This is a genomic window from Herbaspirillum sp. 1130, assembly GCF_017833835.1.
Classification (GTDB): domain Bacteria; phylum Pseudomonadota; class Gammaproteobacteria; order Burkholderiales; family Burkholderiaceae_D; genus Herbaspirillum; species Herbaspirillum huttiense.
The window spans coordinates 336546-362589 of the sequence record NZ_JAFICQ010000004.1; the positions used below are offsets into that span (position 1 = coordinate 336546).

Sequence of the window (26044 nt, forward strand, 5' to 3'; positions counted from 1 at the left end):
CAGCCGGCCTAGCAGCAGCGCGACGCGCTCCATTGCTACAGCCAGATTGTCGTTGCCATTTTTGTGACGAACCGATAGCCGCTGGATTACTGTTCTGCAACAAAGAATGCAGAGATGATTTTCAGTGTGAATTTGAAGCTATGCGGCGCTCGGGTACATCTAGGGTATGAAAATTGGCATTTTGAAAGGATTCAATCTCCATCACTTCCGATTGAATGCGCTGTGTCGGGATTTCCCTGATACAGCCAGTTAGTCGAGCGGATTAGAATTCCTGGAGAAATGGAGAGAGATATGTACACACACTCAAATAAAATCGCGGTCCGATATCTCCGAATTCTGACTTCGATCGCGGAAATGGCAGAAAATGGTGAGCTAGTCAGCGATCTTTCTCACTCTGCAGTCAGAGCGTGTGTATTAGCAATGCAGGCGGACGAAGCGGAGCCTATTGACGTTTATCACATCTTTGGCGATGGACTGAGAGAAAAATATCAGGAAGTCCCAGCAGCGCGCGAAAAGTATAGGGCGGTGCTGGAGTCAGCCTTTACGCATATGGTCTTCATGTTGTTACAGGAGGAATTCGTCGACCGCGGCCATTTCCCTCAGACTGCATCAGGGGAAAACTCTGCGAATGCTGCTGTTGAATTGACCAAATAGGATTCGCCAGTGAATAGACGACAAAAAATAAAAAATTCCTTAGGCGTCAATTCGAGTCGCGTAAAAACAGACCTCACTAAACGTATAGTAATCGCTGGCATAGTCGCTTCAGCTCTGCCACTTTTACTTTGTGCATTTATTGTTCTCCCAAGTGCCGAAGAGGTTTTTTCGGCTGGATTCTCAGGAAGCTTTGAAGAGTTATTCGAGGACTCTTATTCACTTCGAGCATTGATCTACTGCGTTGCATATCCACTCATTTATGCTCTTCTAATGTGGTTTGCAACTTTCTTTCTGAGAACGCAGCGCGTTATTCCAGCATTAATTGCTGGATGGCTGCCGTTGGCTCTCTCTTTGCTCGCAATAGCAAACTCTTCAAGGTTATAACAGCCCTAAAGGCAAGGGCATTCCAAATCAGTCCGGATTTGTAGGTGAAATGTTATCTGATTTGGCTAGATGTCTGATTTTCCTACTTCGTGCTGCAATGCATACTTCCAAATACTGTTCATTTAGATCATCGGGACGCAGCCCATTTAATCGGAGGACTTCCCGATGAAAGAAGAACCCAGCATTATCCGTTGCCTTTTGGTTGTCGAAGATAATGAAGAAGTGAGAAGTATTTTTGTAGATGCATTTGAAGCTGCTGGCTATCAGGTCTTATGTGCCGGACATGGCGAAGAGGCCGTTGAAGTCATGAGCCGCTCAAAATACGAAGTTGATGTAATTCTTACCGACTTGCGTATGCCTGTGATGGATGGACTGGAATTCGCGATAAAAATCAAATCTGACACACGTCATGCCGGAATACCCATTGTGCTTCTCAGCGCAACGCCCACACGCAGCCTAACTGAAACTTTGACGGTATTTTCGGCCGTTCTTCTTAAACCTTGCTCGCTCTCTCTTCTCATCTCGACTGTGGAGGCTGTTTGTACACCCAAGGGGAGTGAAGGTAAAAATTAACAGCTACCACGTCGAGTCTCCGAGGAAAGGTTTCTCGATGACCACGGTAAAATTTCTGATATGTCCATACAGGAAAGACTATGGACTACTCTTCGGCGATTGAAAAATAAATGAGTCTCATATTCGTTTTCGACGTGAATTAAGAGTAAGGTCTGCACATCCCTCCACGGATCCTCTCGTAAGCAAGAGCTAGCTTACATGGTCCGTTTCCCCATCCCGACATCGATTCCGTTCTATTTCCCTTGAGTCCATCCGTTGAGGTGTCGTTAAGTGCTCTTTTTGGAGAACTGTATGAACATGTTCAGCGGTCGGCACACATTGTGCCCGACTTTAGGTGGCGTGGATTTTCCACTATCCCGACCAGAGATATATTCAGGCTACTCTCGGCGACTTGAGGATTTTGAGTGCGTCGAAGAGGTGCTTAGCGAGCGTGCGCGTGGTCGTGGTCAGACCAACGACCTATGCGATCAGTGGCGCATGGTTTTGTCAGAGGACTAGTAACTACATAACAGATCATGACGCTCACAATGTCTTGATGCCAACGTGTCCTATACGGAGAAAAAATGAAACTGTATTCCAACAGCCGCTTTAATAGCGACGAGGTTGCACAGGCTGTAGAGGAGCACCGGCGTCTACACGGCGACTGCTATTTTGAGAATAATGAGCTCAGCGATCCTCTAGCGCTCAACAGAAAAGCAATGAGCTTTAGAAATAAGAGGCTCATGTGGGGAAGAGTTGGCAGTGTCAAACGGCGAGCAACCCTTGCTGTTAAAGGCGGAGGAGGAGAGAAGTAGGTTTTTTCAAAATTCGAGACTAGACCGTATGTGCCGGGTATTGCGCGTCCAAGGGTGTCGTAAAGCTCACTAGATACAGTTCTAGCATGCGCGAGTAGCGCCGCTTCCCTCAACTCAATAAAAAGACGTCCTGCTGCTGTTGTAAAAGCCTTGAAATAGCAGCGCCTATGAATTTGGACAGAAGACTTGCAAAATGCCTGGATGAAGTTCATTCCTTCGACATCGGTCAAGCCAAACTAACAATCACACTGACCGAGAATTCTCATGTCTACATATCAAACGTCGGATAGCTCTGGCAACTTTTCATACGAGCTAAACTACACACAACATGCCGATGGATGGCAAATGAACAGCATCTCCATATCAGAACGTAACAGCGAAATCTTTTCAAAGAAAAATCTCGCTGGCGTTTATCGCGCAGAGGCGGTTTTACTCGCACAAGGTGTGAATATGTGCGAGGCACTTATCGCATGTCGCAGCGCTCACCCATCGCTTACCAGAATGAATTGACACTGTCTTAATGGCCTCTTTGGGCCAAGATGGTGTAGACAATTAAGAGCTGAAACCCAAGAGGGATTCGGCGCGTAAATATCACGTTATCAGCATTCACGTATGCGGACATCTATCACTATTTTCGAATAATGCTCGCGATATGGATGTAGCAGAAATGGCCATTGCGGCCTGTCCATTTACGCTCATATTAGACCGTGATTTAAAGGATCAACAATGTCGAATTTTAATAAAAACCAGGGCGTCAATCGCATCGGAAAGGCAAGCTTCACGCCTCAAAATGAGAAACCTCTGCGTTCTCACGAAGGTGGCTTTGCGACTGCCGAACACGAGCGAAAAAAGCAAGAGCAAGCCGATCAGCAAAGTGACGCCGGCCCGCGTCGCTATGATGGAGGCAACATCTATCGAAAAGGACATCGAGGAGAGAACGAGAAGGCAGATCAATCCTCGTAATCTTCAACAGGATTGTAATTTAGTTTGTTAAGGGGCCGCAGTCGCGGCCCTTTTATTTGAGAGAGCTGCCATGCGATTTTATTTCGAAGATATAGGACACGAGGCCGGTTTTGTATGGCTGAGGATTGGTAAGAAAGAGGTTGTCGAAGTTACAAGCGGGTTGGGCAGTGGCCGAACTAGAGCCGAGTTTCAAATTTGTGATTCACCTACCGACCTAGAAGGGCAGATGATCGTATGCCGAAAAGCAATAGCGCAGTTTATACGCGAAGGCACCGGTAATAAGGAAATTGTATTTTTAGTTTTCGATGCTTCAATTGAGCCTTGGAAGGGGAAATTGTTTGCAATCGCTCCGATGCCCGCGTGAGAGAAAGGTGGAAAGATGTAGAGCGCGGATATGCGATCGATAATAACAAGACCACTAATCAGGATGGAGATGATGAATCACGTCTATACCGAGCAGGCCTATCGAGGCTTTAATATTTTAGTCCGGTGTGGTCGAGAAAAAGGGCTGTGGGTAATTAAGCAGCTATACATCAACCGGAACGGGATTCTCTTCTTGCCGTATAGGTTTGACAAAGCATGGATCTATGAGAGTAGCTCTGCGGCCCTTGAGGCGGGCGTCGCCGAGGGGCGCAGGATTGTAGACGATCGCTACATTCGGAACGGCCCAGCAGCTTAAGAGCTCTCCTAATGAAGACGCTCCGGCTTCTCTCTCACCAGGGTAGGCTTCCTGTACCTATTCTACGATCACAGAACTTGATTAAATTCGCGAGCTCCGACGCATCTGGCCTAGCCAACAAAATATTTTTGACTTGCGATATCTGTAAACGGCTAGGAATAACTTCTGTAGCACTGCGGCATATCCAATTTTCAAGCAAAGATGAAACTTCCTCGGGGCGTAATAATGCGACGTCGGTCCTCGTCGGAACCCGCGTGTTAAAAGCCTGAAGTTTCCATCGCGAAGCGAATTCCGAGGCGGAAGTTCGGTTAGCGAGAGGTACGTCGAAATATTCATGCGAATTCATCACGGCTCCTATTCGGCTGTCCATAGCCGTTCACCCATCATATAGCTATCGCAGTCTCGGGACGAACCTGCCTGGTGGCTTCGCTCAAATATATTTCATAACCTTCGCCCTATTACCTTTGCGGAACCGTGACACCGACGATTCTTGGGACAGCCATAAAGTTGCATATTTGCAATATTTTTATATTATCCGCTCTTCTAGCGCGCGGTTGCCCCCACCCCGCGCCTGCCCGCTACATATGTCACTTTTGACTCAAATTTGCACCAGGTGCCTACTCAAGCCCAGCGTGCTCTACCGCCTCGGATGATGCCCTTCAAAAGCGACGCAATTTGACGCATCTGAGCCCGACTTCTACAAGGCACGCACCTGCACCAGCTTTTTATAATGGCTTATTATTTGTTTACCAACTCTTTTCGCCATCAGGGGAGGAACTGCATTACCGACCTGCCTAGCGCGCGACTTAAGCTGACCTCGAAAAACGTAGTCTCGAGGGAAGGTTTGGAGGCAGGCGGCCTCGCGAATACTCAACGCGCGATCTTCCACCGGATGACCGAAACGTCCATTCGAATAGCTTATGCATTTTGTCGTTAGCCCCGCCGCAGGCCGGTCCCACGCAAGACGGCCGTAGACGTCTGAATGTCCACTATGAGTTTTATGGCAATCAAGCCAAAGTTCTTGCGGCCAGTCATGGCGCCCGCCCCCCTCGGGGGTCGAACGTATCCGCAACAGATTTAGCTCAGACAAGCTGGCCGCTGCATGATCTGGATCCTCCTCAGAAACCTCACCAGCTTGTAGTGGCGGCAAGCCATCTATCCATGTCCGGACAGTGGTATAGGGCTTCAGATCAGGGCCGTGAGTAGCTGTTGGTAGGTGAATCTTCTCGTCCAAGCTTGCAAGGAGGACGAAACGGTCTCGTTTCTGTGGAACTCCGTAGCTCATCGCCGGGATCACCCCGAACGAGAATTTATAGCCAAGACGCTTCAATAGGCGAAGAAAACTAGGCAAAGGACCACTTTTTTCTTGAGCGATCTTTTGCATACCTGGGACATTTTCAACGAACACGTATTCAGGCCGCCAAGCTTTTACGAAACGTGCAAATTCGTCGAGCAAATATCGGCGATCATCGCTCTCATCGGTATGCTTATTTTGCTTGGAAAAAGGCTGGCATGGAGCGCATCCTGAGAATAAAACTGGATGCCTTCGATTCTTCATGAATGGTGCAAGCACGTCAGTGGAAAGCGCTCGGATATCTTCCCGGATAAAAGAAGCACGAGGAAAGTTCGCCTGAAATGTATTGGCCGAATCGGGATCGAAATCCAGACCCAATACGATCTTCATCCCAGCTTGCTCGAAGCCACAGCTAGTGCCACCGCACCCTGAGAAAAAATCAAAGACTTGGATTGCCATGATCAAAATTCCAAAATTTATTTCTGTTGCGCAAAAGCATGCAAAATAGACCTGATTCCCAACAAGTCAGGATGATCGTCTGGAATTGTTGCGAGAGCGATTCTCTGAACACTGAAAATGTCATCACTGTTAACGTCAACGAATTTTTTCGCGCCTAACGCATCCTTAGTGTACTGCTCGAACTTCTTTTTAGCGTTCGTCAGAGGTTTCTCGCCCTCCTGCCGCTGACGGTTCATATTGTTCCACACAAACGCTTCCGGGTTAGCATCGGGCAGGAAGCGTACATAACTTGATGCCCATTGGATGAACCGCCGTTGCGCTGCGATTAGTTGATCCTGGTCTCCTCCATTCTTTCCACCGTCGATAGGAAAGTCAACAGAGCAGCCGGTAAAGGCCTTTATGATGTCAGCCAGTTTGTCATTCTTTGCTAGCGGAATATCATCGGCATTAGGGATAGCCGAGGCGAACTGATCTCCATCTAGCAAAAATAAAACATTCTTTCTCGTCTCAGCAGCATAGCTAGGAGCGTAGTGAGTCCACATACTGCTGGCGCCGCCTGGATAGTACACGACCTTGAATAGCTGACTGAATGCCTCACCCTCAGCTTGCAACACCTTCTCTACAAGCGCTGTTGCAAGTCGATCCTCAACAACAACCATTAACTTTCCTGCCGGTGGCTCGCCCAAGTAGAAAAATGCTTCCTCTGGAAGTGACGACTGCTTCGGCAATATGACTTTTCCCGATGCAGGATCGAGCATCAGCAGTTTAATGGCATCTGGAGGCAGGTTACGGACAATTGCGGGCGAGTGTGTGGATAGTACAACCTGATGCTTCATCTTCTTCACTGCCTCGGCCATGTAGGTCATTAGCCGCTCCTGGGCGCCAGGATGCAAACTTACCTCTGGTTCATCCAACAAGATCAATGAAGCTTGCGGCGCTTTATCCACGGTATAAACCAAGGCCACAACGGAAAACTCGCCGCTACCTGCAAATGCCTCCGTATATTGCAAGTTCGCAGCTTTCATGCGAGCGGTATATCCGTCTTGGCTGTAGTAGCTGTGACGAATCAACGCTATCTCAGTATATTCGCGCCCCAAGATCTCCGAGACTTTCTCGACCTGGTCGGCAGAGAGAAGCAGGTTCTCCGAATTAATGATACGTTCGCCGTGCCATTTCACCGATTTGCTTTTGCTTTCTATTGCAGCCTTTAGGCGAACAGATCGCGCACGGATATATTCTTTTTTTTCCTTAAGATCGTTACCGTGACTTCGAACTTGGCCGTAATAGAAGAACTTATCGAATGCGCTTAGTTGTGATCGGAAGTCGATATACTCAACGTTTTTCCGAATATTTTTCCAGCGCGTACGAGTGCCCCCCGCTGGAGCAACCTCTAAACCGCGCCTGAACGGCTGCATGCCATAACGAGCAATTGGACGTGACGGCTCCCAATAATCTGGCTCCTCCTCTTTGCTGATCCGTGATTTTAAGACTTCCGTGTTCTGCTTCGCTTCTGGATTGTTATAGCCGTAGATGAAGCAGTTCGGTGCTCCATCCCCCTCTTCGATCGGATCGATCGAGGTTGAAAACCAAAGGTTGCCAAGATTGTTGTAGCCAGGTGCTCCATATAAAGCGCGCAGAATCGAGCTTTTGTTTGTGCCATTCTGCCCAACCAGAGCAGTTATTGGGTGCGTAAAATCTACCCGCAGATTTTCGGCCAGATTTTTATAACGAGGGAACCGCAAATGAGTGATATATGGCTCCAATTGTTTTTTCTGCAACAAATTACTCAGAATCTGCTGAATACTCACTTTCTTTCCCCCAAAAAGATTTTCATACGGCGAGAATGTCGCAATTTTCTGGGGAGGTATTGTACATCTGCTTTCCTGCGGCAGCACTGAGCCGGGTCATGCATTGCTCACAATCCGTGCCCAATATTCTGCTCCGCAAATCCAAAATGAGCCGCGCCCTAATTGGTCTTGCGACCCGCCTTTTTCTTGAATTGCGGAGCAAAAAGCATCCTAACCTTTTGATTTATATAACTTTCCCCGCAGATTCGTAATCAGTAGGTCGACGGTTCGATTCCGCCCATCAGCACCATTACACAAGGGTTCCAAGCGATTGCTTGGAGCCCTTTTGTGCTATATGCGCTGCCCTGTGCTCTAAGCGGCTGGACGACCTCCGCCCGCTGGCGGGATACCCGCTGGGTCGTACGACTGTGCGCGTGAGCTAACAGTCCCCTCGCTTGTTCTAGCGTCTCAGCATCACTTGCGCACTTAGCTCGCAGATCATGATCCGTAAAAGATTTCTTTACTTTGGTCTCTGTCATGACGCGTTCCATAAATCTTTGCCAGACTGAGTCCCAACCACATATGCAACTCACGTTACATGTCTAGCATATGCGGTTTCTCGAATAGCCGTGGTTCATACACCTTATCCGTGTCTAACGCCTCTTGAGTACACTGATTTCGCCGTCGCTTTCCATCGTCATTAGTTCTATCTCATTTAGGGACGTGGCATTACTTTCGCGCACCTTAGCTTCTATCTCTTCAGTAGTCACGAACTCTTTGCGCATATTCCGGCGCATTAGCTTCCCGTTTTTCACCAATATGAGCGGACGAGGCTCAAGGACTTTTCGAAGCGCTGCGGAGTGGTAACTGGCGATATCGATGAGGTAGTTCCACGCCATTAGCGTGACCACCAGCAATAAGGCATCGGGCACAGTATCGGAATCCCCACTCATACCGTTTTGAGAAGCGTCGGCAATAATTACCACCAGCAGAAAGTCACCTACTCCAACGTTGCCAGCGTCCCTCCTCAGCACAAAGCGGAAGAAGACAAAAAGGAAGAGATAGATAAGCGTGCCACGAATAATGATTTCAAGTGGCGAGACGCTAAAGCTGATCAAGTCATCCCATTGAATTTGCATTATTGCTCCTGCCCCTCATTAATTCTTGGCCTTGAGGTCGGGTGATGCATCACGAATGAAAAATCGTCGGCTGGGGTGGGTAAATTATTTAGTAAAGTTGTTCCATGCTGACTGAGCCGCGCCACCGCACAGCTATGTCGACGGTAATCAAATAAGGGTCCCGCAGGACCCTTATTTGTTTCGTGCATGTCAGCGGTTGTCGCCGCTGTTGCCGCCATGGCTGTTCTGGCCGCCCTTGCGACCTGCTTCGCGGGCTTCTTCCGAGCTGAACTCGTGTGCCGTTCCCTTTTCGTGAGCGGCCTTACCACCTTGGCTGGCGATCTCGCGTTGTTTGTTCTCGTCCATCGAGGCGAAGCCACGGTTGCTAGTCGAACCTTGATTTTGCTGATTTGCCATCATGAGCTCCTTTGGGTTAATCGAAGTTTTCAGAACATGCCGTCGAACCGATTCGGGCGCGACGTGGTTCAAGCATATGAGGTCCACGCCATAGACTCTATCGGCGATGGGCGCAACCCTGTGAACGAAATTGCTGACGGATTCGCCAGATCATCTGAAGATGAGCCTCTTACAAGCGTCGCTCGTCTTCGTTCCCCAAAAGGCGAATGGCTTCGTTGATCGCGTGAAGCGCCGCTGCATGGCGCACCGCTTGACGATCGCCGTCGAAGAAGCAGGTGGAAGTTCGGAGCTGCTGCTGGGCACCGCGCTGCCACAGCCAAGCAAAGCACACTGTTCCGGCTTTAGTGCCATCGGGCGCATCGTCCGGCCCGGCCACTCCAGTATTAGCTATCGCCAAACTTGCATTGCAACCTGCCAGACCACCGCGCGCCATGCGTTCCGCGACGTATTCGCTCGTCAAGCCATGGGTGTCGATCTCATCCTGTGTAACACCGAGCATGCAGTGTTTGGCCTCTACCGTATAGGTGACAAAGGCTCCCTCCAACCACGCTGCACAACCTTCGACGTCACCGAGTCCGGCGGCAATAAGACCTGCGGTGCAGGATTCCACTGTTACCAGATGCATCCCCTGTTTTCCAAGTATATGGCCCAGCCGTTCACCTGAACTTCTCATCGCTCTCATCGTGGTCTCCTTGAATGGAATTTGTGGCATGTGTCCTCCACTGGTCCGTCAACAGGACGGTCTCTTGCACCTGCAGGCCTCAGAATCAACCCGGAGGAGTATGGGGTGCCGCAGTTACGTGAGCGCGCTACAATCGGCCTAGCTCAATGAGTCGGCCACGCTCTTCGGCCGACGCTACTACCTCAACGGCTCATATGCGGGCTTCATCCCCTACATGACCGACACCGCCAGCAACGTCAACGACGTGGACAAGCTGCGCGAGGCTAACGGCACGGAAGATCCCGGGATATGAGAACTAAAATAGTTTATGCCCGAGTGTAAGGAAAAACCCGATAGCCGCCCTACTCCTATGCCTGCATCATCCGATGGCTTAGTTTGGTGCTAGGGGCCGTTCGCTTGTCGAGAATAGGTTCGATTTCTTAGCAGCTGAACTATTTCCTTGGCGTGGACAGAAATTGAATAACACAAAGACGCTCGACCGTTGTACCAAAGCGGGGCTTGTCGCCTCAGGGGTGCCGATTATTTTTTGTGCATTTCTTTCCGGCCCTAGCGCTGCATCGTTTTTCCACGTTGAGAACATCATCGAGCTTCCATCGATTTTCGCGCACTCTCTTCAAGCAAGGCTATTCGCAGTAAGCCTCAGCTATCCCCTAGTTTTTCTCGTTCAGTTGTTGAATTGCATTTAAATCTGACCCACTTTCTCAGGAAATTTGCATCCTAAGTTGACCCATGTTTAGACCACAATCCTGCTCATGACAGCGAGCGGGAGAACGGAGTGATAAACGTGGCCCTACTTGGAATTATTCGACGCTGGTACATTAGAGACCATATCTCAATCCGGGAAATCGCCCGCCGCCTGGACATCTCCCGCAATACGGTTCGCCGTTATATCCGGTCGGACGCGATCGAACCAGCATACCCAGCAAGGCATTCACCGAGCTCTCTTGATGAGTTTGCTCCCAGGCTCTCCGCTTGGCTGAGCGCTGAGTCCGTTAAATCTCGAAAGCAACGAAGAACCCTGAAACAGATGTTCCTGGATCTAAAAGAACTGGGATATGAAGGGTCGTATGACCGTGTGGCCGCCTTTGGTAGGCGGTGGAAGGTGGGTCAAATGGAGAGGGTCAAATCTGCGAGCAAATCAACAGTGACATAGGAATGTCGTGCGATTACAAGCCAAAATAAACAGGGGAACAAATGTTTGAGGTGTTGTTAAAGGAAATACTGGGACGATATACGCGGTCGATAGAGGAGATAGAAAAAAAAGCTTCACGAGGGGAAGTCGTCGGTGATTTGATACGAAGACAGGTAAGAAGCTGCTTAAATGAGATGCAGGCGGTGGGCGCACAGCCTGACGATATCCGCGCGGCTTTTGACGATCTAGAACATCCTTCATCGGAGGTCTTCACCTCAATGGAACCAAGGGTTTCTAGACTCCTGACGGCGATGAAGCTGCACGTTGACTTTTTGCTCTTTATAGAAGAGCAGCAGAATTTGAATTCTTCTTCGATTAAGAAAAATGGCGAGGGCTTCGGCTTTCATTAAACTAGCGCAGCCATCACTCACTTGGTATGCGTGAGATTTTCAAATGTGCCGTCCAGATGGCAATACTTCGCATGCTCTGAAAGTCAGGATATACGGTCGCGGTATCGCGGATGAGTTCAATATCTGAGCCATTACGCAGCTCAACCGCCATTCGCCAGCCCCCATCAATTTCATAGCCAATGACGGTAACGTCGTAGCCACGGTACTTGAAGCTAAAAGTTTGAGAGGTGGACATAAGTATTCGTTAAATCGCTCACTGCGCGGTGGCTGTGTGGAACTGATGGATGCCAGGTGAATACTTTTCGGTCTTCTGCTTCAGACGTGAATTATATGCGTCCCAAGAAATGAGACAAGCTAAGCCATAGAACCGCTAATGTTGAGCACCACCGCTGCTCTTGAAAAATCTTTCGCATGAGGTCTCCAACAACGGCATTCCCGCCTGCACGCAAAGCCTGGCCTGCGCGAACTCAACCACCCCACGCTCGGTCTGGCGTCGCTCGATCCGCTTGATGACCATGCGAGACGCCTTGATGGCATCCACCTGGACATCCACCAGCTCCATGATGACCTCGCCGCTGTCCCGCTGCAGCCGGGCACCTTTGGTCGGCCGGCGACGGTCACCATCCTCGAAGACTCCCACGCGTAAATCGCCGATATTGCGCGCCTCATCGCCCAGCAGCTCGCGGGCAATCTCTACGCCATTAAGGCGCATCTGATAAACGATCACTTGCATGCTCACCTCACGCGCGGCAGCGGCTTTCAGTCGGTTGTGTAATGCGGCGTCTCGTGCTCGACGCGCGCCGCCCAGAGATGCAGTCCACCGCCACTTTGCGGCCCTCGATGTGTGCACCACTCATGCTCCAGCCGGCCACGTCGATGAGGAGGGAACAGGCGACGCAATCCACATGGTATTGATTCAGGTCTGGCGAATCGGCGGTGTAGTCAGCGCCGGTCCGGAAAAATCTGCATGCAGCTTGTACGTGATGGTTCGATTCCGCCCATAGCACCAGCACACAAGAGTTTCCCGCTTATGCCGGAAACCCATTTCTATCCAAGAATCAGATATCTCAAGGGCATGGGCGACGACTTACTGCTGACTGGGATCATATTCACCACAGACCTCAATCGCAAAGATGATTCAAGCCCTTGAAACGATAACTTTCGACGGGTAACTTGCCAGAATTACTGAAGTGGTAACTGGCCCAAACCGTGCCAGCACATCGATAGCAGCTTCCAGCTGTGCCATCTCTTGAACCACGACACGCACAATGAAGCAATCTTCCCCAGTTATGCGGTGCGCATCAATAATCTCTGGCATCGCCTCAAAGGCAGCCAAGCAGCGTTTGATCTCCGCGTGAGTGGTACGAATCCGCACCATTGCGGAGATATTGTGGCCCACCAGGCGGGAATTTATTCTTGTCGTGTAGCCTTCAATAACACCTCGGTCTTCTAATTTTTTTATGCGTGCCGTGATGGCCGGTTGAGATAAACCAATCTGCTTTCCCAGCTCAGTATTACTAATGCGCGCATTGTGTTGAAGCGCCTCTAAGATGCGCCAGTCCAGGCGGTCTAATGCCTCCGCTTTAATTTCATTTGCCGAGTTCATCATCTTTCGTTAATTCATTGATTCAATGCCACCAATTCATTCGAATGTCGATGTTGCCCTAGTTCCGGCCTCAATACAATGAGCGCTGTTTCATCAATGGAGATTGCGCAAATGCATCATTCCGTCCTTGTGGTTCCCGGTATTGGCAATTCTGGCCCTTCTCACTGGCAGAGCTTATGGCAGTCCTCGCATCCGGATTGGCGGCGCCTCATAGTCGGAAATTGGGACAAAGTAGAATGCGACGACTGGGTATCTGCCCTGGAACGACAACTTGTCAATGCTCCTGCAAACACCCTGCTGGTTGCACATAGCCTTGGATGTCTAGCGGTGGCACATTGGGCCGAACAATCGGGGAAGAAGATTGGTGGAGCCTTGCTGGTCGCAGTTCCCGATCCAGCGGCACCTTCATTTCCACGTGGCTCGGCGCATGGATTCTCACCTTTACCTCTGGTTCCCTTAAGGTTTCCGTCAGTCGTCGTCTGCAGCGCCGACGATCCCTACGGTAGCGTGGAACACGGCCGAGAATGCGCCAATGCCTGGGGCAGCGAGTTCGTCGAGGTTGGAGCGAAGGGACACCTAAATGCGGAAAGCAACCTAGGCGCTTGGCCGGAAGGACTTAATTTGCTCGCAAGATTGTCCACTTCCATCGATTGCGGCAGAGGGACGCTAAAGTAAATATGCTCATCAAGGAAAGAGAATTCCAGTTGCGTTTCCAATCGAACAAAGCCCAATACGGGCTTGTGACGCGACCAGCCTCTAAAGGTTAGAGCACTGTCGAACATTTAGAGGTTGTTCATTTGCGGACATTCACCAGCGGCCTGCATGTCAACTCCTGGCCGATAGCGGAATAAATGCGAAGTTAGTCCGGGCAATCCTACTTGGCCCGTATCTCGTCGGAGACGAAGCCGAGGTCGCAGACGGAACAATAATAACCCTCAACAAATTGCTGCAGAGGTGTATCGCTGATTTTCTCTGGATTGCATTCATCCACTGCGAGTTGATCCTTGCGCTTATACCCAGCGCGCTCCTCTAAAAATAGGGCCTTTGGACTCGCTCGACCAATGAGGACTGTTTTCTTACGGACATGCGTGTTTGAGCAGCATTTTGGACAGGTATCAGTATTTTTCATCGCAATATCCTCCCAGACTTGAGTGCTTTCCATCACAGATATTGTCCGATTGCGGATGCAACGCATCGCACTTTATCATCGCTGCCGCTGACCATACGGATGTACGTCTCGCTTTTCGCCCTTATTGCGTTGACTTGTTGAACGACCGCTTCTGGCCGATTACGAACAATAAAATGCTGCGGACCAAATCACATCAATGATTTGGTGAGAACGATCTGTACACAAGAACTTTCCGGCAAGTCCTTCGCGATACGTTGCAACCCTGCATATAGCCGAGGATTTCGCTTTGCGAACTCATCTACATTCATTAATTCAATTTGACACGGTCCAGGCCAGCCTGGGCCGCCAGCAGACACCGCATCCCATAACGCTTCCAAATTCCGCCCAAAGATATTTGAACCTTCAGGCTGAACCGCTTTGCAATAAAGGCTCCAGAAGTCGTCATCTGTTTCTACCGTGGCGCAGTCCAGAATGATTTTTTTCATGCTTCTTGGGATATTAAAGAGTCTGCTTCTGACAGCGGTTTCAACCGAAAGCAGTACAAAATATTAGTACGCATTAGATCGTATCAAGCCGACATCAGGAGTAAAAAATCGTCACCACGCCGAAATAAATGAAGAGGAGTATTCCAGGCAGATGAAACCACGAAAATTTGTATCCGAACAGAATTGAAATTTTCTTCTTTTTCGCCTCTGCGGGAATCTGAGCCGGCTTGACAGGCGGCACGATCTCAGATGGCCATGTGAATGGCAAATCGTTGTCCAAGGGAGGCCACGATTCAAAACGATGAGCGTAAGCGTCAAAATTGAATTCTTCAAAATGAGCAAGCTCTTGCATGGCCACTTCAACGGCAGCATCCCCATTGACGCTTACTGCATCACCATCCGCACGAAGATATCCGCCGGTTTCTTTTGCAAGGATTGCCATCGCCAACATCTGCATCACCCCCGCCGCCGGACTTCGGCCTGCAGCTGTTCTGGATCCAGCAACATAGCTACAGGGACTTCCAACCCCAAGCCGCGTGCGCCGTTTTTTCCCGCGCCCACCGAGGGGGGAGACACCGTAACCAAACGCGACCAGCAATGGGACGTCCGGCGCCAGTCTGCATATGCGTGAGGGGGTACCGGTGATTTTCAAATATAGAGCACCGACTGGAGGAGACTCTGTTAAAACAAATTCCGGATGAAGTTCGACACCGAAGCCCAGGTCCGCAAAAGCCTGAACGAAGCGAAGATTGAGGTCATCCGTTTCTGGCCCTAAAAATGTCTGAATACTGATACTCATTGCAGAGGAATTTAGTCAGAAAAAATTAAGACGACTTGGACGAAAGTTGAATTCCACAAGGAAATCTAGTCCAGTCTATTTCTGGCCGATTGCCGACTTAGACAAGACTAGCTATTACGCCCGGTACTAGTCTTTCCAAAACTGCCACCAATGCCTCTTCTTTTCCATGGCTTTGAAGAAGTAGCAGCTTGGTTCAAGATTAGTGTCCCAGGGACAGACGCCGAAGTTTCCAACCATACCTTCTTCCAGAATGCGTTTGGTAAGGAAGTATTCGGGCACTTCAATCTCTCGATTACCTTGAAAATATATTTTCTGCCACTCTTCCCTTGGACAGTCGTCCTCTTCTAGATAGAAGTTTGCCGATAGCCAGTTGCGTTCAAAGTCTTTTGCTGTGCCGTACTCAATGAGTGGCTGTCGATGTGCACTACCAACGGTTTGTAGTCGAGAGCGCGTTCTTTTACCGTTTTCAAAGAAGGCGTATCCATAGCTGCCACCGGAATCATAATGACAGAAGGCCATGAACAGTTGAGGAGAGCCGAGTCTCCGATACGTTTGAGTAACGTCAGTCTGTGGGAATTCGAGGAGATCCCAGACGAGGTCGTTATTGCAGACAAAATAGGCGTCTTCAAAGCGTTGGACCATGACATCACCTGGATTTCGAATGTCGAACTGGCCAATATCGGGATGCTCAATCTGTACGACCTTGGTGCCGAACAAACCTGAAACAAATGATTCGATATCAACCAAAGGTTCTAACGGTCTAAATACGATTCCCGCTTGCGCTATGCCCATCACTCGATTTGCTTTCGATAGAACAAAAAGGTTGAGGTGCCACCGTAAGTGAATTCGCGCCCGTACTCGCTCTATGTAACGGTCGCGTCCGATGCATGAATTTTCGCTTACTTGCTGATGGTGAATTCCGGATAGGTCATGGAATCATTTCCCTCCTTGGTCTGAATAGCCAGGCCAAGGTCTTGCAGGAAGGCGAATTCAGTGCGCCTACCGTTGGCGAACGTGCAGTCGAGCAGCACGGCCGATCCAGTCAAGGTCGCGTTGATGTCTGAGGCGGATATTGTTTGTGCGATCTTGCAGGTTTGCTTGCTGGCCTCAGAGGCGCGCTTGGGGGGGCTGCCACTTTGCATCGCACTCTCGAACGTCAAGGTCTCGCCCGCAGCCAGGGTGGCAGGAAGGGTGAGCGTCAGGTCTGTTGTCAGAGCTGGTCGGCCCGATGCAGCTACCCTGTTGATATAGATCTCGGCGCGCAGCTGCTGCAGGCCGGCAAAGGAGACTCGGTCTACGTAGAAAGTGCCGGAGTAGTGTTCGCGGATATGCAGCAGACCATTCACGTTTTCAACCTCCTTGAGCATCGTGAAGGGCTTTTTCCCGTGATAGGAGAGTTGCATGGATATCTTGCTGAAACGCGGGCGCCATATCGAGGCTTGAGGTGCCGCAGCATCAATAGCGGCCAGCACATTCGAGGGCGGGTCCGACTCCTCTGGCTCTTGTGATGAAAGCGGTGGCAGATCATCCGAGCCAACGTCGGGCCGTTCGGTCTTGAGAACGGCGGCAGTCACTGCACCTTGCAGCGAACATGAAACGCGCGTGGCATGCTTGTTGTTCTCCATTCTTTCGATGATGAATGCGCGTTCGATGGTGTTTTTCTGCGGCACGCTGCTTGAACCCGTTTTGATGGCGATCCAGTCAGAGCTACCGATCTTCACCTCCGTGCGGGCGTAGTCTGTTCCGTCGGGGTGGAGGCGATCAGCGTTACTCACCATCGGCCGCAACTTGCCGATGACCTCTGCAACGGTGCCGTCGACGATGAATCCCCAGTAGTAATAGCGTCCCAATTCCTGAAGGTCGGTTATCTCATCGAAATAACCCAGCAGCTTGATGTCACCCACAGTGACTGGGGCGGCGAAGTTGACCTGATTGTCGGGGGCGTTCTTGCGATCCTTGACTTTGATCCAAGCGAGTTCGTCCTTTCGTTCCAGCGCGGGCAACACCTGGCTCGCCGCAGCATCCTTCGCGAGTACGCGGAAGAAGCTGCTGTTGCAGGCGGTGAACTCGCGCATGGTCTGTTCTGCCATTTGCGCCGTGGCCGGCAAGGCCATCATGGCGATACTTGCAAGCATGGCTGCGCGTGCCGCCTGCATGAGGTTTCTGCGTTTCATCTAATCTTTCCCCTGTCTTTATTTCTACATCGGCGTCTCGTTTCGAGTGCATTGCCCCCAATGCAGCAAGAGACTGTATTTCACCTTGTTACTACTTCGGGCAGCCCGGAACGCCAAAACGCGTCGGGTTCACGCCAACCTGCTTGATGGGTACCGGCTTCAGGCCTTCCGTCTCGTCCAGCTCCAGGACGTAGACCATGCATACTTCCGTACTGGTCGTTTTCTCACCGGACCACCAGGATTTGCTCTTGCCCGTTTCGTAGCGCTTGTCGCTTGTCACCAGATAATGCGCATCCTTCCTGGGTTCGAATCGGAGGTTGATCGTGCAGGCGCGCGCGGAAGCGTTGCGGCCGATCTGGCGGTAATACCGCAGGAGTTGCGGGCTCCCCGCCGGGATCTTCAAGGTCTTGGGCGCAGGCGGCGTTTGCGGCAGATCGCGCACGTTGCCGCTCGCGTACAGCGTCGGAAATTCCAGGCATCCATCCTCGTCGGCACGGCCATAGGAGAGACTGGATTCGCCATATTCATTGCCCAAGGCGATGGTGAGCGTTGCGCTAGCCTGGTCCGGCAAGGGTTCCTTGTACGGCTGGACGCTACCACATGCGGATACCAGGAGTGTGGTGGCGGTAATGAGGGAAACTGGATAGACGTTCTTCACGATCTGTGGCTTGGTTAATTGAAATGCGACAAGCGACCGTGCAGATACTGATCATCTTGCCGAGTAGCAAGATGTTAATTGATGCTCGGTGATTTTTGTAAATTTTCTTTAATTGCGAGAATTTATTGTGTGATTCCTGTCGTGTTTAGCATCACCGTACGATAGCTGGCACGCGTGATCTCGAGCAGTTCACCTGGCGACCAACAGGTCTGCAATTGCGAGAGCCGCCAGTGGACGCGACGTACGCTGAATACCCACTTGAACTCATCCTCAGTATTACGCGGATATTTTTTCGTGCCTGTATCAGGCCGATAGCGGACAGGGCAAACGTTATCAGGGTCGGCGACGACGCATTCAACACCGAAAAATCCGCTCCGCAATTGCAAATCGAGGGGCATCCTTATTGGCCTCCAAGCAAGGTGGGAGCATGGGGCTTGGGCTCTATATCGTTCGCGAGGTGGCCAGTGCGCATGGCGGATCAGTTGCCGTCCGCTCTTCCGCGGACGAGGGGACGACATTCACCATCCGCCTCCCGAAAGATCAATCCAGAAGCGAAACAGTTGGCAAGAGCAGCTCTAGCCCAAAGTTAAATTTTCTGATGTGTCTGGACTACTTACTTATCCGTCGAGAAGACGGACACATCAGTAATCCGTTCGCCTTGAGGATTAACGGCATGTCCCTGCGCGAGCTTGATAATTCCTTCACGATATAGGCTGTTGAGGATATCACCGGCCAGCTTCTCCGAGCGCAGCAGCGGTTGGTCGCTGTTGATACTGACTTGCGTACGCCCTCCCCAAATCTTGGCCTGTTTCTGGAAGTCGAACAACGTCAAATCGTAATGCACCCAACATCTTCCGGATTGCGACTGGGAGAATTCGCTGGCTTCAATACGAATCTCATACCTGGTATCCGTTCTGCGAGCGTTGTTGGTCTCGACCTTGGCGACCTTGATCCCGTTGATCTTCAACGTATTCGGCACGCGCGCCAACATCGCCGGCACGTATTTGTAGCGATATGCATCGACGTCTTTGGGCGCTGCAAACCTGGCTTGCCCGATGTCTCCCAACAGCAGCCTGAGCGTGACGGTATCAATGACCTCATCCGGTTGTGCGAACTTCTGCGACTTGTCGGCCGTGGCCGTGCAGCCGGCGAGCGCGATAAACAAACCTAGTACCAGCGATCTGCGCAAATTCATTTTTCCCCCATGCATTGATTGAGCCCATAACATTAGCAGAGCACCTACCTTTACTGTCTTGGTATGGACCCGAGCAACAGAATATTTTTCATGCGGCACTTTTGGTCGTACAGGCAAGGCGGAATACGACAGGCAGAGTACTTCATGCCCAACCAGTTCGGTCGCTTGTCTGCGCCAGCCATCGACCCGCGAGCTCGCTATCAATCGTCTGTATGACGATCCAGCAAACAATCAATGAACGCCCCAAGCAGCGCCGGCCGATGCCGCCTGTTCGGATAATAGAGAAACAATCCTGGCCGCGATATAGACCAGTCCGCCAGCACCTGGACCAGCCGTCCCTGGGCCAGCAGTTCATCCACGCCATCCCGCTCAAAGTGATAAGCAATGCCAAGTCCGTCCAGCGCCGCAGCAATGCCGATGTCAGCATGATTGGTCACGACGGGGCCCTCCACCGCGACCTCGACTTGCCGGCCTCGTTTCTTGAACTCCCAGCGATACTGCCTGCCCTCCGTCTGCAGGCGCCAGTTGATGCACGTATGCGCATGCAGATCCGCAGGAGACCTGGGTATCCCCCGGCGCGCGAGGTAATCCGGAGAAGCCACGGCAACCATCTTCAAGTCAGGAGTCAGGCGAATGGCCACCATGTCCTTCTCGACCCGGTTGCCCACGCGGATACCCGCATCGAAGCGGCCCGCCACGATGTCGGCCAGCGTATCGTCAACCACGATGTCGAGGACCACGCCAGGGTTCGCCTGATGAAAGCGCGCCAGCCGAGGCGCAATGACGGTTCTCGCGGCAATCCCCAACGTGTTGATGCGCAGCGTCCCGCTCATTTTTCCTGTCGCCTCGCTTGCCTCTGCGACGGCGGCAGCCATTTCCCGAAACAGGGGAGCCACGCGACTGTAGAGCAGCTCTCCACTGGCCGAGGGCGCGACGCTGCGCGTGGTGCGGTTCAGAAGACGGGCGCCGATGCGCTCTTCGAGCTGCCGGATGGTCTGGCTCAGTGCCGACGGCGACAGGCCCAGATGCTCCGCCGCGCGCACAAAACTCTGGCGCTCCACCACGGCCACGAATGCCTTCAGTTCGTTAAAATCGGATCCGCGCATTATGTATTTTTTACTACATAGTTCATCAAGATTAAGGGATATTAACTAAATTCACTTTGACGCGCATCCTGTGGCCTTACTGACCGTATGGAGCCAACCAACGTGAACACCCTGATCCTGCCCCCACCCATCGCTGCGTACTTCGCGGCCGAACACAACCCTGAAGCGCTGGCGCGCTGCTTCACGGCGCAGGCCGTCATGAAAGATGACGGCCACACCTACACCGGAATCGCGGCGATCACGGCCTTCCTGGCCAAGGCATCGGCCCAGTACGGTGCGACCAGCGTGCCACTGGACATCCAGCAGGAGGACGGCTTCCAACGCGTTCGCGCCAACGTCGCCGGCAACTTCCCCGGGAGCCCGATTGTGCTGTCCTACCGCTTTGGCCTCGAACGAGGCCTGATCGCATCGCTGGAGATCACGGCATGAGATTTGACCTTTACCTGAGCGGCCTGCGCGCCGTGGTGACCGGCGGCACCCTGGGTCTCGGCGCCGCAGTTGTCAGAACCCTCGCGCAGGCTGGCGCACGGGTGGCCACATCGGCCCGTAGCTTGCCCCGGCATCCGGCCGAGGGCGTCACCTACGTCGCGGCCGACCTGTCCACGGCAGAGGGCACGCGGCATTTTTCCGAGACGGTGTTGAAGCAATGGGGGAGCGTGGATATCCTGATCAACGTGCTCGGCGGATCGAAGACACCCGGGGGCGGTTTCGCCGCAATCAGTGATGAGCACTGGTTCGCCGAACTCAACCTGAACCTGATGCCGGCCGTGCGCATGGACCGTGCGCTGTTGCCGGGCATGCTGGACCAAGGGTCGGGGATCATCATTCACGTCAGCTCCATCCAGCGCGTGCTGCCTTTGCCCGAATCAACGACCGCCTATGCCGCCGCAAAAGCGGCCCTCTCGACCTATAGCAAGGCACTGGCCAGAGAGGTAACCCCCAAGGGAGTTCGCGTGCTCAGCGTTGCACCTGGCTGGATCGAAACCGAGGCTTCGGTAGCATTTGCGCAGCGTACGGCTGCGCATGCCGGCACAGACTACGAGGGCGGCAAAAAAATCATCATGGAGTGGCTGGGAGGTATTCCCGCAGGACGGCCAGCGAAACCCGATGAGGTCGCTGATCTGATCGCTTTCCTGGCATCCCCGAGATCCGCGTCGATCGCCGGGACCGAGGTTCGGATAGACGGTGGTACTGTTCCTACCGTATAGGCTGCTGAAGGAGCCGGCGCGGCGGCAGCAAGCCTTCTGGGGCTTGCTGTCCTCTTTTGAATTTAGTGAGTGGCGCCGCCGGTGGTGCGGGCTCATGGTCCAGACGAAAATTGATGGTCTGCGCCGTTGTATGTTCCTGAGCGATCCCTCCACACATCATCTGCGGATAAATTCTCGAGCCAATTGCGCGTGCGGCTTCGGCATCAAGATCCTGATATCCCGACGTCGATAAAATCGTCATTGCGGAAACTTTGCCATCGCCGTCGATGGTGAACTGGATGCGCACGCTTCCCTCTCGCTCCTCTTGACGCGCCTGCGGTGGATATATGATCGCAGGCATCCCTTCACGGATCGTCGCTGCTTCCCAGCGTATTTCGTCTGCCTTTGTACATACGGACGTTGATTGCGCCGCAGCCGAACCAGCAATCAATGTGAGGATAAAGCCAATGACGGCATATCTCATTTGATTCAAATTCCCCGAATTATTATTTATTACTCAAGTTGAATTGGACTGCTTTCGTTCCGACATTGTCAGCTTCCAACCAATTGTCGTCATGCTGGTTTCGGCAACGGACTACCATCTTCAAAAACACCTGGTTCAGTACGTGCCATGAGAACCAGTTTCTCCATCAGCGGAAATGGCAGCTCGTCTGTAAAAAGAGAGACTTTCAGCGAATGATCAGCGTCACATCGGAAGACTTCGGCAAGGACTTTGCCGATGGGATCTACCAGTTCCAAACCCAGGCCATCGCGGATAACGTCCGACGCTATTTGAAACCGATATTCCATACTGCCCTTTCCAAAGATTGCTGACGTCCGTTACTGGCGGGAAGCAGGCCATTGAGAGCAATCATGAAAGGAAGCGCGCGCATCCATTGATTCATTTGACCGGCACGATGACGATGGGCTGGATCTCTCTAATTGCCTCTCCACCACCTCCCCATGTTCCGAGAGGCAGCAGCCTGATCTCCGTGCGGTCGGCAAATTGTGGATACTTCTTCTTGATGATGGGCAAGTCCCGATCCTGGCGATCCCTGATCTCAGGAGAGGCGTCTGCCACTATCGTAAGGCCAATGATGTTTTTCCCCTCGGCGAGGTTCAGGTGCAGATTGCCAATGTATTGAACCTTGCCGGCTGCCACATGAAATTCCAGCGGGACCATCTTCGCTGATGGCGAAAGGATATATCCGGCGTTCCGAACCAGGCGCCATGACGAAATGGTATGCCTGCCAGCGGGTAATGAAATGGCAAGGACCTGCCCATAACTATCCTTGAACTGACTTCCCATGCGAATCGTCGCGTACTCAGGAAGCGCCTCCAGACGCCTGGGCGGAACAGGTGCGCCGGGCATGCCTTCGTCAAGGTAAAACATGGCCTGAAAATTTCGGGATCCGGCGCGATCAAATGAAACCGAGACGATAACGATGCCTTCATCCGGATTGTTCTCCAGCGAAAAATCGCGATCCACGTTCGATACGGCACAAGCAGTCAGGAATATGGCCAGCAGGCATATAAAGATGCTTTTGTGAGACATGATACTTTTCCCCCTTGGATTTTTGTCGGGGAACTGTAGCAGAAAATCAGCCTGACCTCATCCAGCTTGCTCATCTTGCGGTCGGTTCCTTGAAGTCTCCTGTCGACCGATTGCGGACGCTCAGCTCGAGCATCCAGCCTTCATCTTCAAATCCTTCACACCCTCCCTGAAACTTGCATATTCACGCGGCAAGATGATCTTCCGCTGGGGATCGTGCTGAATTCGGACATCATCAGCATGAAGGCTTTCATCGAACGCCGTACAAGTTGCGTCCTTATTGCCTTGTGCATAATGTGTAAGTGCAATGTTCACGTAAAGATTGGGAATAATGTCGACCAGTCCAGCTTCTCTCGCCAAGGCTGTTGCCCGTTCAAAATAAAGTAATGCCGCGCTCAAACGATTGTCGAAGCTGACCTCTTTGTCCCTGAATCCGTATTGCAGATAGTGTTGCTTTGATCCGCTCACGGCCGCTGACCTCAAGAACAGTCCATAAACACGTTGCCCCTCGACCAGTCCCGCGACATCATGCTTTTCCTTATAAATGGCGATGGCATCGATGATCATCGGTTCAGCCGCAAGTGGACGGTTGTGATTCTCAAAGAGATCTTGAGCAATTTTTAATTTGCTTGCGGGATCATCAACCTTCGGCACCAACGCAGCAGCGCACGACGCCAAAAGCAGAACAGCGGCACAAGCCATGCAGAGTGTGCGAATTTTCAATTTTTTCCCCATGATAATTTTTATGGTCCGCTTCTACCCGATTGCGGACATGGCAAACTTTATCAGGATCGGCGATGACATTCGCATTCCAACACGAAAAATTCGCCACGCAATTCGAGATCGAGGGCGTACTTATTGGCGTTGTGGGCCGTCGGCTTTTTGAATTGCGGAGCGAAATCTCTCCAACCTGATCTATTGATTTATATAATTCCGCTGGCAGATTCGCGATCAGTAGATCGACGGTTTGATTCCGCCCATCAGCACCAGAAAAAAAAGCGGCCTGCAGTAATGCAGGCCGCTTTTTTTCGCCCGCGCCAAGCGGGCGATCTGCCATGTTTTCGGTCTTGTCAGCGCAGTGCCACGGCTCTGACAGCCGCTACCTTGTTTCTTCCAATGCCGGTGACCGTAGCGGAACCTTGCGCATCATGGAGCTTGAATGTGGACACCAATCCAGCCAATTCTCCCGCCTGCTCCATCATCGCATTCGCAGCAGCAGCGGCCTCTTCGACCAACGCAGAATTCTGTTGAGTCGCTTCGTCCATGTGGGTGATGGCGAGATTGACTTGAGTGATTCCGTGACTCTGCTCCTGGCTCGCATGGGAAATTTCCGCCACCACATCGGTCACCCGCTTGACACTGGTGACCACATTTTCCATGGTCATCCCGGCTTGTTCGACCAGGCTGCTTCCCTGGGCAATCTGCGCTACGGAATCATTGATCAGTTCGGTGATCTCTTTTGCCGCCGTAGCGCTCCTTTGTGCCAGGCTACGGACCTCCGATGCAACGACAGCAAAGCCGCGCCCCTGCTCACCGGCCCTTGCTGCCTCGACGGCAGCATTCAATGCCAGGATATTCGTCTGGAACGCAATCCCGTCAATCACGCTGATGATGTCGACGATCTTTCGTGAGGAAGCATTGATACCTTCCATTGTGCTGACCACCTTGCCGACCACCTCGCCCCCTTGGGTGGCGACGTCCGAAGCCGATACCGCCAGCTCGCTTGCCTGCTTGGCGTTATCAGCATTCTGCTTCACGGTGGACATCAGTTCTTCCATCGCCGAAGCGGTCTCTTCCAAGGCACCTGCCTGTTGTTCAGTACGCGCAGACAAATCCAGATTGCCAGTGGCGATCTCGGTGGATGCCTGCTCGATGGCGTGGGTGCCTTCTCTCACCCTGCCCACGATGCCAACCAGGCTGTCGCGCATCTTCTTGATAGCAAACAGCAAGCTGGTGGTATCACCCGCCTTCACGTTCACCTCAGAAGTCAGATCTCCGGCCGCGATCTGCTGTGCAATATCTGCTGCATAGGCAGGCTCTCCCCCCAGCTGCCTCAACAGGCCGCGTGTAATCGCGAATGCGACAAGGGCCGAGATGAGTGCCACGATGATGGTCAAGACCGCAACCACTACAGACGCCTTGGACGCCATAGCGATAGTGTCCTCATGTGCCTTGTCGTTCTCGGCGTCCACCTCAGCGATGAGCTTGTTGATATCGAGTACGATCTGGCGGCGCAGCGGACTACATTCGTTGACCAGGAAGTCACGAAATTCTTCCGACTTTCCACCTTCACGATAGATACGCGGGCGCTTCAACTCCTCGGCCATCTGCAACAGACCGGCACGCACCTTTTCAAAACCTTTGTTGCCCGCAAAATGCGGCTCCATGTCTTTGAGCGCCTTCAGATAGAGCTGTTTTTGCTCATCAACGATGGCCAGCTCCTTCTGCGCATCCGCATCGGTTCTGAAGACATAGGCGTTGCGAGCGGCAAGGCCAGTCTGATCGAGAGCTTCCCGCGCCAGGTAAAGCGGCACCAATCGTTCATCCTGAACTGCGTCCGCCGCCTTGATGGACACAGTCAGCGAATTGATGCTGCTCAGTGCTATTCCAGCGAGCAAAAACGTCAGCATCAAAAGCGCTGCGAACGCTAACGCCAGCTTGGTTCCAATCTTCATATTTCTGAGCGCGGTCATTGTTTCCCCCTTGGGTTAAATACGAGCATTTTTAATTGATCAATCCAAACGGGAATTAATCTGTACCGCCTCGAAATATAAAGTAGACCGAAATTATTGGATTTAGGGATTTTC

At 52.0% G+C, this 26044-nt stretch carries 33 protein-coding genes and 2 pseudogenes; 13 read left to right on the top strand and 22 right to left on the bottom strand.

Annotation, left to right across the window (positions count from 1 at the left end; genetic code table 11):
* Positions 1-291: 291 nt before the first annotated feature.
* The 6 genes from JOD78_RS19335 to JOD78_RS19360 all read left to right on the top strand — a co-directional run bounded on the left by JOD78_RS19335 (position 292) and on the right by JOD78_RS19360 (position 3732).
* A complete protein-coding gene (locus JOD78_RS19335) occupies positions 292-654 on the top strand; it encodes a hypothetical protein (RefSeq protein ID WP_209567411.1) in 363 nt (120 codons plus the stop codon).
* A gap of 549 nt (positions 655-1203) precedes the next feature.
* Entirely contained in the window at positions 1204-1611 is a 408-nt protein-coding gene (locus JOD78_RS19340; RefSeq protein WP_209567412.1) for a response regulator, read from the top strand.
* Positions 1612-2174: 563 nt separating this feature from the next.
* Positions 2175-2405 (top strand): hypothetical protein, encoded by a 231-nt coding sequence (locus JOD78_RS19345; RefSeq protein ID WP_209567413.1) that lies wholly within the window; start codon positions 2175-2177, stop codon positions 2403-2405.
* Positions 2406-2750: 345 nt separating this feature from the next.
* Positions 2751-2915 carry a hypothetical protein gene (locus tag JOD78_RS19350; RefSeq protein ID WP_209567414.1) on the top strand — a complete coding sequence of 55 codons (165 nt, stop codon included), beginning with the start codon at positions 2751-2753 and terminating at the stop codon, positions 2913-2915.
* A gap of 216 nt (positions 2916-3131) precedes the next feature.
* Positions 3132-3368 carry a hypothetical protein gene (locus tag JOD78_RS19355; RefSeq protein WP_209567415.1) on the top strand — a complete coding sequence of 79 codons (237 nt, stop codon included), beginning with the start codon at positions 3132-3134 and terminating at the stop codon, positions 3366-3368.
* Between the two features lie 70 nt (positions 3369-3438).
* Positions 3439-3732 carry a hypothetical protein gene (locus JOD78_RS19360; RefSeq protein ID WP_204725861.1) on the top strand — a complete coding sequence of 98 codons (294 nt, stop codon included), beginning with the start codon at positions 3439-3441 and terminating at the stop codon, positions 3730-3732.
* A 1012-nt stretch (positions 3733-4744) separates the two neighbouring features.
* Here JOD78_RS19360 and JOD78_RS19365 read toward each other — a convergent pair.
* The 5 genes from JOD78_RS19365 to JOD78_RS19385 all read right to left on the bottom strand — a co-directional run bounded on the left by JOD78_RS19365 (position 4745) and on the right by JOD78_RS19385 (position 9834).
* Positions 4745-5800 (bottom strand): DNA cytosine methyltransferase, encoded by a 1056-nt coding sequence (locus JOD78_RS19365; protein WP_209567416.1) that lies wholly within the window; start codon positions 5798-5800, stop codon positions 4745-4747.
* 17 nt (positions 5801-5817) lie between these two features.
* Positions 5818-7608 carry an ATP-binding protein gene (locus JOD78_RS19370; RefSeq protein WP_209570847.1) on the bottom strand — a complete coding sequence of 597 codons (1791 nt, stop codon included), beginning with the start codon at positions 7606-7608 and terminating at the stop codon, positions 5818-5820.
* A 632-nt stretch (positions 7609-8240) separates the two neighbouring features.
* Entirely contained in the window at positions 8241-8726 is a 486-nt protein-coding gene (locus tag JOD78_RS19375; protein WP_121043181.1) for a YetF domain-containing protein, read from the bottom strand.
* A 189-nt stretch (positions 8727-8915) separates the two neighbouring features.
* A complete protein-coding gene (locus tag JOD78_RS19380; RefSeq protein ID WP_121043183.1) occupies positions 8916-9122 on the bottom strand; it encodes a KGG domain-containing protein in 207 nt (68 codons plus the stop codon).
* A 169-nt stretch (positions 9123-9291) separates the two neighbouring features.
* Positions 9292-9834, bottom strand: a complete 543-nt coding sequence (locus tag JOD78_RS19385; RefSeq protein ID WP_227022754.1) for a CinA family protein — start codon at positions 9832-9834, stop codon at positions 9292-9294.
* A gap of 85 nt (positions 9835-9919) precedes the next feature.
* Between JOD78_RS19385 and JOD78_RS28050 the strand changes: the two are divergent.
* The 3 genes and pseudogenes from JOD78_RS28050 to JOD78_RS19395 form a co-directional block, all read left to right on the top strand.
* A pseudogene (locus tag JOD78_RS28050) lies at positions 9920-10069 on the top strand (capsid portal protein); the annotation flags it as partial.
* Positions 10070-10579: 510 nt separating this feature from the next.
* Positions 10580-10903: pseudogene (locus JOD78_RS19390) on the top strand (helix-turn-helix domain-containing protein); the annotation flags it as partial.
* Positions 10904-10998: 95 nt separating this feature from the next.
* Positions 10999-11346 (top strand): hypothetical protein, encoded by a 348-nt coding sequence (locus JOD78_RS19395; RefSeq protein WP_134136752.1) that lies wholly within the window; start codon positions 10999-11001, stop codon positions 11344-11346.
* 13 nt (positions 11347-11359) lie between these two features.
* Here the strand turns inward: JOD78_RS19395 and JOD78_RS19400 are convergent, their stop codons facing one another.
* The 3 genes from JOD78_RS19400 to JOD78_RS19410 all read right to left on the bottom strand — a co-directional run bounded on the left by JOD78_RS19400 (position 11360) and on the right by JOD78_RS19410 (position 12955).
* Entirely contained in the window at positions 11360-11581 is a 222-nt protein-coding gene (locus tag JOD78_RS19400) for a hypothetical protein (RefSeq protein ID WP_121043187.1), read from the bottom strand.
* A gap of 135 nt (positions 11582-11716) precedes the next feature.
* Complete coding sequence (locus tag JOD78_RS19405; protein ID WP_209567719.1) at positions 11717-12079, bottom strand: hypothetical protein; 363 nt, start codon at positions 12077-12079, stop codon at positions 11717-11719.
* Between the two features lie 405 nt (positions 12080-12484).
* A complete protein-coding gene (locus JOD78_RS19410) occupies positions 12485-12955 on the bottom strand; it encodes an Lrp/AsnC family transcriptional regulator (RefSeq protein ID WP_209567419.1) in 471 nt (156 codons plus the stop codon).
* Positions 12956-13063: 108 nt separating this feature from the next.
* Here JOD78_RS19410 and JOD78_RS19415 point away from each other — a divergent pair, with 108 nt between their 5' ends.
* Positions 13064-13627 carry an alpha/beta hydrolase gene (locus JOD78_RS19415; protein WP_166675591.1) on the top strand — a complete coding sequence of 188 codons (564 nt, stop codon included), beginning with the start codon at positions 13064-13066 and terminating at the stop codon, positions 13625-13627.
* Positions 13628-13826: 199 nt separating this feature from the next.
* Here JOD78_RS19415 and JOD78_RS19420 read toward each other — a convergent pair whose 3' ends face one another.
* From JOD78_RS19420 to JOD78_RS19445, 6 genes are all read right to left on the bottom strand, one after another.
* Complete coding sequence (locus tag JOD78_RS19420) at positions 13827-14081, bottom strand: hypothetical protein (RefSeq protein ID WP_209567420.1); 255 nt, start codon at positions 14079-14081, stop codon at positions 13827-13829.
* Between the two features lie 188 nt (positions 14082-14269).
* Positions 14270-14566: a barstar family protein gene (locus JOD78_RS19425; RefSeq protein ID WP_209567421.1), complete on the bottom strand. Its 297-nt coding sequence runs from the start codon at positions 14564-14566 to the stop codon at positions 14270-14272.
* A 94-nt stretch (positions 14567-14660) separates the two neighbouring features.
* On the bottom strand, positions 14661-15365 hold the full coding sequence (locus JOD78_RS19430; protein WP_209567422.1) for a hypothetical protein: 705 nt from the start codon (positions 15363-15365) through the stop codon (positions 14661-14663).
* Between the two features lie 126 nt (positions 15366-15491).
* Positions 15492-16157, bottom strand: a complete 666-nt coding sequence (locus tag JOD78_RS19435; RefSeq protein WP_209567423.1) for a hypothetical protein — start codon at positions 16155-16157, stop codon at positions 15492-15494.
* A 107-nt stretch (positions 16158-16264) separates the two neighbouring features.
* Positions 16265-17539, bottom strand: coding sequence for a hypothetical protein (locus JOD78_RS19440; protein WP_134136749.1), 1275 nt, complete (start codon positions 17537-17539; stop codon positions 16265-16267).
* A 91-nt stretch (positions 17540-17630) separates the two neighbouring features.
* A complete protein-coding gene (locus JOD78_RS19445; RefSeq protein WP_134136747.1) occupies positions 17631-18197 on the bottom strand; it encodes a hypothetical protein in 567 nt (188 codons plus the stop codon).
* Positions 18198-18600: 403 nt separating this feature from the next.
* Between JOD78_RS19445 and JOD78_RS28305 the strand changes: the two genes are divergently transcribed.
* Positions 18601-18909, top strand: a complete 309-nt coding sequence (locus tag JOD78_RS28305; protein WP_310159889.1) for an ATP-binding protein — start codon at positions 18601-18603, stop codon at positions 18907-18909.
* Here the strand turns inward: JOD78_RS28305 and JOD78_RS19455 are convergent.
* Both JOD78_RS19455 and JOD78_RS19460 read right to left on the bottom strand, forming a co-directional pair.
* Complete coding sequence (locus JOD78_RS19455; RefSeq protein WP_134040312.1) at positions 18811-19392, bottom strand: hypothetical protein; 582 nt, start codon at positions 19390-19392, stop codon at positions 18811-18813. The genes JOD78_RS28305 and JOD78_RS19455 overlap by 99 nt on opposite strands.
* A 200-nt stretch (positions 19393-19592) precedes the next feature.
* Complete coding sequence (locus JOD78_RS19460; protein WP_209567424.1) at positions 19593-20498, bottom strand: LysR family transcriptional regulator; 906 nt, start codon at positions 20496-20498, stop codon at positions 19593-19595.
* Positions 20499-20600: 102 nt separating this feature from the next.
* On the opposite strand from JOD78_RS19460, the gene JOD78_RS19465 reads away from it, so the two are divergent.
* Together JOD78_RS19465 and JOD78_RS19470 are read left to right on the top strand one after the other, a co-directional pair.
* Positions 20601-20927, top strand: coding sequence for a nuclear transport factor 2 family protein (locus JOD78_RS19465; protein ID WP_209567425.1), 327 nt, complete (start codon positions 20601-20603; stop codon positions 20925-20927).
* A complete protein-coding gene (locus JOD78_RS19470; protein ID WP_209567426.1) occupies positions 20924-21706 on the top strand; it encodes an SDR family oxidoreductase in 783 nt (260 codons plus the stop codon). Before JOD78_RS19465 ends, JOD78_RS19470 begins: the two co-directional genes overlap by 4 nt.
* Here the strand turns inward: JOD78_RS19470 and JOD78_RS19475 are convergent.
* From JOD78_RS19475 to JOD78_RS19500, 6 genes are all read right to left on the bottom strand, one after another.
* The gene (locus tag JOD78_RS19475; RefSeq protein ID WP_121043207.1) at positions 21696-22169 is read right to left on the bottom strand and encodes an energy transducer TonB; all 474 of its coding nucleotides are present in this window, start codon (positions 22167-22169) and stop codon (positions 21696-21698) included. The two genes, JOD78_RS19470 and JOD78_RS19475, sit on opposite strands and share 11 nt — an antisense overlap.
* An 89-nt stretch (positions 22170-22258) precedes the next feature.
* Complete coding sequence (locus JOD78_RS19480) at positions 22259-22495, bottom strand: hypothetical protein (protein WP_083859584.1); 237 nt, start codon at positions 22493-22495, stop codon at positions 22259-22261.
* Positions 22496-22586: 91 nt separating this feature from the next.
* Entirely contained in the window at positions 22587-23240 is a 654-nt protein-coding gene (locus tag JOD78_RS19485; protein WP_121043209.1) for a hypothetical protein, read from the bottom strand.
* 120 nt (positions 23241-23360) lie between these two features.
* Positions 23361-23960 carry a hypothetical protein gene (locus JOD78_RS19490; RefSeq protein ID WP_209567427.1) on the bottom strand — a complete coding sequence of 200 codons (600 nt, stop codon included), beginning with the start codon at positions 23958-23960 and terminating at the stop codon, positions 23361-23363.
* Positions 23878-24294, bottom strand: a complete 417-nt coding sequence (locus tag JOD78_RS19495; RefSeq protein WP_209567428.1) for a hypothetical protein — start codon at positions 24292-24294, stop codon at positions 23878-23880. The genes JOD78_RS19490 and JOD78_RS19495 overlap by 83 nt, the downstream gene beginning before the upstream one ends.
* A gap of 13 nt (positions 24295-24307) precedes the next feature.
* Complete coding sequence (locus JOD78_RS19500; RefSeq protein WP_121043213.1) at positions 24308-25930, bottom strand: methyl-accepting chemotaxis protein; 1623 nt, start codon at positions 25928-25930, stop codon at positions 24308-24310.
* Between the last annotated feature and the right edge of the window lie 114 nt (positions 25931-26044).